Origin of the sequence: Paenibacillus sp. GbtcB18, assembly GCF_019091125.1 — a bacterium.
Classification (GTDB): Bacteria; Bacillota; Bacilli; order Paenibacillales; family NBRC-103111; genus Paenibacillus_F; species Paenibacillus_F chitinolyticus.
On sequence record NZ_JAGXJX010000064.1, the window covers coordinates 1 to 1,113 of the forward strand.

The following is a 1,113-nucleotide window of genomic DNA, read 5'->3' on the forward strand; positions in this document are numbered from 1 at the left end:
ACTTCAGAATCTTGCCCGCCAACTCTTTCAAATCCCATTCCACGCATTGTTCCAAACTTAACCCTTTCATTTCTGGTTTTCGATTACCAATGCCGAGTGGAGGAGAACTATTTAAATTACTCTTGTTAGTGTCAGCTTCTAGGGTTTTTTCGTACGAATACTCTCTCCCTTCTTCTAACCTAGCCCTCAATTCAAGCTCTACCATACGTACCAGAATATTTCCTTCGTTATCATAAAAATCAATTGAAATTTTATTTGTAACGCCTGTTTCTATATCTTTAATTCTTCGAATATAAACCCACGATGTGAATTTTAAAGTGTTATATACTTCAAACCTCTTTAAAGATAAGAACTCATGGGTGCTTTCTACTTTTAACATAACAAGTAATCCTACTATGGCATCCATCCAACTCGGCTCTAATATAAATTGATCAAAGCCAATGGACGAGGTTGGCCAGGATGATATTTTCACAAGAAGTTGTTCGTCTCCAACATGAACTTCTTCCATAATTTGATCGAATCGTGCATCAATTCCATCGTATTCTGTTCTTAACTGTTCAAAAGAATAAGTGGCAGTATTACAAATCGTATAAAGGTCTTCAATTTTCAGCGGCATACCCGAAGGACTCGTAATTTCAGCGCTCCCAACGCTGTGTGTAAACAAATATTCGTTGTCAATTCTTCTCGAATAAATTTCAAATACAATATCTCCATCCCCTTGTAAATTTAGCCTAACATGCACCTCTTCCGGATTACCTGTTAATAACAAAGGGGCTTCCCACGTTATATGTTTAAGCAGGATTCCCATATTACTAGGAAGTAATTCTCCGGCCCCATGAATAATTGCAGCTCTTGCCATCTCAAGGAAAACATAATTATGGAGAATACATTGACCATTGCTAAAGCTCTCTTTAATATAAGGATCTTTATCTGTAAAGGTTGAACTAAAGCGTTGTTCCAAGAGATCCGAAGTGTTTCGATGAAGCAACGGATGGATAACCGTACTCTGACCTTGGTATACAGGAGTATCCTCCCTGCCTTTTTCCTTTCTCTCCACCCAATACTTTTCTTTCGAGAACGGATACGTCGGCAAGTTGATTCCATTGATCCTCG

At 38.3% G+C, this 1,113-nt stretch carries 1 protein-coding gene; it reads right to left on the reverse strand.

Annotated elements, in window-relative coordinates; translation table 11 throughout:
- On the reverse strand, window positions 1–1,057 hold a 1,057-nt coding region (locus KVT34_RS29495), incomplete at its 3' end, for a hotdog family protein (RefSeq protein ID WP_217563215.1).
- Between the last annotated feature and the right edge of the window lie 56 nt (window positions 1,058–1,113).